The sequence below is a fragment of the Alicyclobacillus contaminans DSM 17975 genome, assembly GCF_000429525.1.
Classification (GTDB): Bacteria; Bacillota; Bacilli; order Alicyclobacillales; family Alicyclobacillaceae; genus Alicyclobacillus_A; species Alicyclobacillus_A contaminans.
Genome location: NZ_AUCA01000079.1, coordinates 1 through 5,843 on the forward strand (window position 1 = coordinate 1; position 5,843 = coordinate 5,843).

Consider the following 5,843-nt stretch of genomic DNA (forward strand, 5'->3'; position numbering starts at 1 on the left):
ACGTACAGACAGGGACGTGTGCGCATCCTTGTCGGCTTCCTGGACATGCACCGGGATAAAACGGGGTTGTGGCTCCGACGCCGACCGCTCCTGCGCTTCTGCCTTAAACTTGCCCACCCAATACCACAGCTGGTGCTCCTTGATCTGGTGGGCAGCACACCACGCCGCGCCAGTTTGTCCACTGGCACGGAAATCCGCCACGCGGGCACGCCAAAGCTCACGAAGCTCTGCCAACTCGGCCTTCGTCACGATGATCCCTCCATGATTGGATTCTGGGGGGATCATCTCGCAGAAGAGGGCCTGGCGCTAGGTGTGCGCTATTTGACGCTCACGTTGCTGAGAAGGCCGAATTGGCATCTGAGAATGAGCAGCTCAAAAAAGTCCTTGGTGAGCAAACACTTGAGATTGCGATTCTGCGTGACGTGCTAAAAAAGCGAACCCTCACTGGCGAACAAAATAGAGATTGCAAACATTGCCAGGAACTCGACGTTTTGAAACCGCAGCGCCAGGAGGCCATCACACGAGCCCAGAGACTAAGATCCCAGTAGTATGCATACCAGGCCGGAGGACAAATCAATGCCTCTGCGCCCTTTGCCGCTAGGCTCCTCCCGATTTATCGTCAACTACCAGGTGCGTAGCATTTTACGCTTACGTTCTCTCGGCGCCCTGAATCCTCTTCTTGTCAGTCATCACATCGAAGACAACGGTTAATTCACATTACCGGCTGTCGTTACCAATGCTCGAAGACGGGGCGGTGTAGCTTGAGTGGTACGTGGAACCAGAAGCCGCCTTGGAAGCATTTACTGGGAGTAAAACAGAATCTCGGTCAAGCACTCAAGTTCCGCACCGGATTCGTCTGGCGCATACCATAATCAGTCGTGCAATCAACGCATTTGAATCCAAATGTATTACATCACCATCGCCGCACACCCAATTACCAGTGCCCAAGACAACACCGCACCCACATCGAACAGGTCGAGCGCATTAAACAACTTCCACCGTAGCACCGTTCCCCGCGGCAATTCAGCCGCGTCAGGCATCCAGAACCGATACCGAATGCGCTCCCGCAGTGACATCACCTGAGGTAAATACCCCGGTTTCTCCATATAAACCCACTTCATTGTGAACAGCTTCTTACAGAGTGCCGAAAAATTGTTGGTCAGCGTCTGGTCTATCGAACGAAACTTGTGCCAACGCCGAATACCACTCCAACGCTTGTCTACCTCCTCCTGAAAACAACGCTCTTAATCGTTCCAACGCTTCACGTTTATGGAACTGGTATTCCGATTCCCGGAAAAGCACAACGGCTGGATTGCTGCTGGGATGAATGAATCCCCGGATGATGTTATAGGCAGGATTAAACAGACGATTATACAGTTCCTCATTGATTTGCGTCCTCATATTCTCCGCCCTCTGACGCTTGTAGAGAAGATACGCAGATAGCGAACTCGAAAAAAACTGATTGCGAATGTGGAAAAAGAAACCGCCCAGAATCCCTTCAAGGATTGTAGGAACTCCGGTCATGAATGCGAGCTGCACAGGATAATCTCTCCTCGTACAGAGGGGGATTGCGGGATAAAATGAAGCGCGCCGCCCAGTCAAGTAAGCGACGCGCCGTGCAGTTTTACAAATGTTTACGATCTCAATTGACCTTCTTTCGAATCTCCTTCGCCTCTTCCTCAGACAGCCCCGTCAGCTCAACGACATCGGCCACCGAAGCACCCTTGCGGAACATCCGTTCGGCAACTTCTCTCTTACCTTGTTGGAGTCCTTGCTGCAGTCCTTGTTTCATCCATTTTTCCTTGAATTCCTCTTCAAACTCCCGCAAAAGCTCCGTCATTTTCAACACCTCCCTGAGTCGTTCCTTTTGCTCCGGTGCAAGAATCCGCGCACTGAACCCAAGAATCAATGCCGCTACATAGTTCTGTTCGTCCCGGTCAGGCACGCGCCGCACCATGTCCACAATCTCTTCAAACGCCACGTCCCGCTCCCGTTTCGTGAAGTGCATATGGAACGCGAACGACAACCGGACTCTATCCTGTTCTGTCCATTCATCGGTGGCCAGATGCCGCTTCACCGTCTCCAATGCCGCGTCTCCGTCCAATCGGTTTAGATACACGTTCTCTACACTATACTGGAAGCTCCCTGCATCAAGCTGAGACGGCGCCTCCTGTACGTCGCCGGTGTACAGCACCACCGTTCGCAACTTGCGCCGGTAGCGCTCCGCAATCGCTACGTCATATGCCAGAAAGCGGTACAGAGCCGGTTCGCGTGTCGTCTGGAACTCCAGATGCAGCAACCGCCCGTCCTCCAACTCCAGCATGACGTCCGTGTATTCTTGCCGCACCTCCACCTTCGGAATCTCCGTCGGCAGCGCCCGTACCACATTTGCGTCATGAATCCCAATGACTTCGAGCGCACCGTGGGGCACTGCGCCCGTCAGGTGCTTTGCAACGATGTCATTCGCGTTTCTCGGTATATTCATGATTTCCTCCGTATCCTCAGTATAAACCCGGCCATGTCCCGTGACTAGACATCAGCAGGCCCACCGTGCTTACGTGACTGTACGAAAGCACCAAATCTCCCCCTGTAATGAGCGGTGCACCAGCCGGAATGCGACCGGTCATGTGATACACCCAGCCTTCCAATCCGCTGTTCACATCCTGCACGATGCTACGGTCGTAGTACTCGGGGTAACCCTCCAGCCTGTCCAGCGCCGCCAGTCCGTTATCCGTCACCTCGGCCCACTCACCGACGACCACACCATCCCCATCCAATGACACAGCCGGAAACGCCCCCAGATTGTACAGCTCACCGCGGATGCATCCCTCCCCCAATGCACGAGCCAGGTGCGACTCCATCACTGGGCAGTTGAATTGACCTTCACGAAGAGTGCCATATGCGAACATAACATGATGAGCGGACATGACGCCACCTCCTCACCCGTTTTCTTCCCGCAACCACTATACATCATATTAGTAAGTTTGTAACTATTAGTAATACAAAGCAATCCAGACGTTACTCCGGAGTCGTACTGAACGCTTCCAGCAAGTCCTTGTTCACCACATCGATCTGTACCTCGCCAATTCGCCCCAACGGATTGCGCAGGAATCCGCGACCTTTCTCGAATGACTGAAACAGCTCAAAACATAGTGGTTCAGATCATTTTCGTCTTCCAGCGGCAGGCCAAGAAGACGTACCGTATGCTGAAACTGAGCACGGGACGTGATTCGTCCGGCAAAGCACCATCCAAGGCTTCCTGATATGTCGTCGTTCTCCGAGCCTTGCTTTGGCAACAGCACATCCAGGGTCTGCACAGCCATCATCAAAACCAGGTTCATCAAGCGGCCGAACAGCAATATTCGGTTGAACAGCGCTCGGCCTTCCGAGATACTGCGCAAAATCCACGTCTCGTCCACTTCAAAAAACTTCTTCACCGATTGTGGCGCCATGACCAAGCGCCGAAACGCAATCTGCGTCACCAGATACAAAATCGCCACCGCGAACCGTTGCGAGTCACGCCAGGCGGCCCGGGTATGGAAACTCCAGCCCCATGATCGACACCACCAACCACCAACCGCGTCCGGTCGTTCATTACGTTGTCTTCTCCATCGTAACAACCAACGCCCGCCCCGTCTCCCCGTCGCGGTAATGCTCCAACAACCCCAGGAATAGATCAGCAACATCCCGTTCCTCCTGTCGGCGCTGCTCGTCCTTACGTTCGGCGTCAAGGCAGAGTAGGAAGCGATCCATATCCCACTTCTCCCCCTCGTACAGCGAAGCCAACGCCCGCTGCAGCACCAGCGACGCGCGTTGGTCCTCTCGCCGAGTCGTGATATTGAGCAGCACACTCAGAAACCCTTCCGCTACCAAGCGTGACTCTCTCGCGTGACGCCCCAGTCGAAACGGTGAGAATCGCAGGTCACTTCCCGCACCAAACGTCCACCACACACTTTCTTTCGGCCAAAGCCCCACCAGTACGCCATACTCGCCCTGCGTCGGGGCCACAACCGCCCCCACTGCGTTCCATTGCACCATCGTGTCTGCCGCATACTTCATGCCAACGGACTTACCACTGCCAGGCGTACCGACAAACGCCGCGGCGCCACTACGGTTCAACTCCCGCATCGCCCGAAACCAGTCCACCCCCCCCCCGCTGGGTCGCCCACCTGCGCCGTCCCCATCGCACCTGACGCCGCGAGCATCGTTGGATCAGCCGGAATCACCCACGCCTTATCTACGCCACCCAGTTCGCCGGGAAAGAACGCCTACCAAATTTTCAGGGCAATTTCCCGGTGGATGCACCAACTGAATGGACCCTTGCAACTTTTCTTTCAACTGCTCCTCCCGTCGCAACATCTCCAATTCACTGTCCGCCGCTACCGCGAAGAACGAATGGAACACAGTAAACGCCATGCCAACTTTCAGTTTGTCTTCCAGTGCTTGCGCATCCTCCATCCAATCATAGATGTCCCACGGGACATCGCCCGGCCTGTGCGTACTCCTCTCCTTGGGCCGTGATGACCTTCTTGCGCCGGTAGACAATCAATCTCCCTGGCTCGCTGCGGGGAAAGGATCTCGAAGTGCACACAGGCGTCGACTGGGAAGTCCAACTTCTCCAAGGTCAGATACAACCACTCGTCGCCAATGGCCTCAAGCCGCTCGGGCAGGCTCGCCGCAGCCATCACCGACTGGTACGATACCCACTTATCACTGTGCTCCACCCGAATCCGAAACGTGTCCTGTCGCACCGCCGCCAAGGCGAGCGCCACGCGCAGCGGCCGCAGCCGAATCACCACTTCGCCGCCCTCGATGGTCACCGTTCGCGGCAGCAGGTCAGGCAGCACCACAGGCCACAGAGCGAGGCCCCGGGTGGTACGGCGCCCGGGGCAGTAGTTCCAGTTCGTGCGGTGTAGCTCTCGAAAGAGCCGGATTGACCGCCTGCAGGCGGTTGAATGTACGCAGTTCCGAGTGCACCGCCGCCCTCGATGTCGTGTTTGGTCAACACGGGAGATTGATCACGCGCCACTTTTCGCTTGGTGTAGCCCCAGAACCGAAGGAACTGATCAGAGAGCCGTTCCCGAATTCGGTCAGGCCGGTCCAAAACTTGGCTCCAGTCCGTGGCAAGCGGCGAAACCAGTTGCAGGATGAGGAATATCAGACGCTCAAACGAAAGATGCTCGCGCAGTTGCTCCTCCACGAGTTCCATGTGCGCGCGCCAGTCCGGATGCTTGCTGAAGGCCGCCATGCGCGAGGTCACTTCTTCCGCCGAGATAGGTACACCAATGCTTACAATCTGGCCTTGACCGCGGTAAGTCTGGAAGAACACCTCTAGTTGTCGGTAGATGCTCCGTTTAACAGCTTCTGGGTGATTCTCATATGGAAGTGCGGGTAGGCAGTACACACCAAACGTCGTTCCGTTGTCACGAAACAAAATATTGTCCTGCCAATAGACAGTGTGCATGAAAAGTCCCTCTCTCAAATGGAGGGGGGTGTGCAGGGCAACTGCTCATGTTGACACACTATTTGTGCGTTATGATGTTCGTATTGAACCCCACATTGTCAAGACAGATGGGATGGCTTTTAAGAAAGAGATGATAGATTTACAATTCAGATAAAAACCGTCTCACGCTGCGTTCTGTTGCATTTTCCAGTTTCTGAATTCCGACGGTGACCGATAACCTAGTGCGGAATGAGGTCGGTCCGTGTTGTAAAAGTGAATGTATGACTCGATCGCCGCTTTCGCCTCGGTAAAGCTGCTGTATTCTTGCAGCCAGACCTCCTCCTCCTTCAGCGACCGGAAGAATCGCTCGATGTATCCGTCAGCATCGGGGTTGTTGTAA

General features: G+C 55.0%; 10 protein-coding genes. All 10 read right to left on the minus strand.

All coding sequences use genetic code 11. The annotated features are described in order from the left end of the window. Positions 1 to 249, minus strand: a 249-nt coding sequence (gene tnpA, locus G463_RS0116775; protein WP_026974975.1) for an IS66 family insertion sequence element accessory protein TnpA, incomplete at its 3' end; no start/stop codon positions are given. A 659-nt stretch (positions 250 to 908) separates the two neighbouring features. Further along, positions 909 to 1,121 carry a hypothetical protein gene (locus tag G463_RS0116785; protein ID WP_026976062.1) on the minus strand — a complete coding sequence of 71 codons (213 nt, stop codon included), beginning with the start codon at positions 1,119 to 1,121 and terminating at the stop codon, positions 909 to 911. 13 nt (positions 1,122 to 1,134) lie between these two features. Continuing rightward, a complete protein-coding gene (locus tag G463_RS0116790) occupies positions 1,135 to 1,539 on the minus strand; it encodes a hypothetical protein (RefSeq protein WP_026976063.1) in 405 nt (134 codons plus the stop codon). Positions 1,540 to 1,642: 103 nt separating this feature from the next. Further along, positions 1,643 to 2,485, minus strand: a complete 843-nt coding sequence (locus tag G463_RS0116795) for an RpnC/YadD family protein (protein ID WP_026976064.1) — start codon at positions 2,483 to 2,485, stop codon at positions 1,643 to 1,645. Positions 2,486 to 2,501: 16 nt separating this feature from the next. Further along, on the minus strand, positions 2,502 to 2,927 hold the full coding sequence (locus G463_RS21145) for a gamma-glutamylcyclotransferase family protein (RefSeq protein WP_051322406.1): 426 nt from the start codon (positions 2,925 to 2,927) through the stop codon (positions 2,502 to 2,504). A 132-nt stretch (positions 2,928 to 3,059) separates the two neighbouring features. Continuing rightward, positions 3,060 to 3,620: an ATP-binding protein gene (locus G463_RS23725; RefSeq protein ID WP_245575943.1), complete on the minus strand. Its 561-nt coding sequence runs from the start codon at positions 3,618 to 3,620 to the stop codon at positions 3,060 to 3,062. Next, positions 3,595 to 4,146 (minus strand): hypothetical protein, encoded by a 552-nt coding sequence (locus G463_RS23730; protein WP_026976066.1) that lies wholly within the window; start codon positions 4,144 to 4,146, stop codon positions 3,595 to 3,597. Before G463_RS23730 ends, G463_RS23725 begins: the two co-directional genes overlap by 26 nt. Positions 4,147 to 4,424: 278 nt before the next feature. Further along, positions 4,425 to 4,847: a hypothetical protein gene (locus G463_RS23735; protein WP_026976067.1), complete on the minus strand. Its 423-nt coding sequence runs from the start codon at positions 4,845 to 4,847 to the stop codon at positions 4,425 to 4,427. Further along, positions 4,817 to 5,464, minus strand: coding sequence for a hypothetical protein (locus tag G463_RS23740; RefSeq protein ID WP_026976068.1), 648 nt, complete (start codon positions 5,462 to 5,464; stop codon positions 4,817 to 4,819). The genes G463_RS23735 and G463_RS23740 overlap by 31 nt, the downstream gene beginning before the upstream one ends. A 162-nt stretch (positions 5,465 to 5,626) precedes the next feature. After that, positions 5,627 to 5,843: integrase core domain-containing protein (locus tag G463_RS0116825; RefSeq protein WP_026976069.1), on the minus strand; the 217-nt coding region annotated here is incomplete at its 5' end.

Bases quoted from the DNA above. Each gene is read 5' to 3' on its own strand.
- G463_RS0116795 (WP_026976064.1), bottom strand. From the start codon at position 2,485: ATGAATATACCGAGAAACGCGAATGACATCGTTGCAAAGCACCTGACG.
- G463_RS21145 (WP_051322406.1), bottom strand. From the start codon at position 2,927: ATGTCCGCTCATCATGTTATGTTCGCATATGGCACTCTTCGTGAAGGT.
- G463_RS0116785 (WP_026976062.1), bottom strand. From the start codon at position 1,121: ATGAAGTGGGTTTATATGGAGAAACCGGGGTATTTACCTCAGGTGATG.
- G463_RS23740 (WP_026976068.1), bottom strand. From the start codon at position 5,464: ATGCACACTGTCTATTGGCAGGACAATATTTTGTTTCGTGACAACGGA.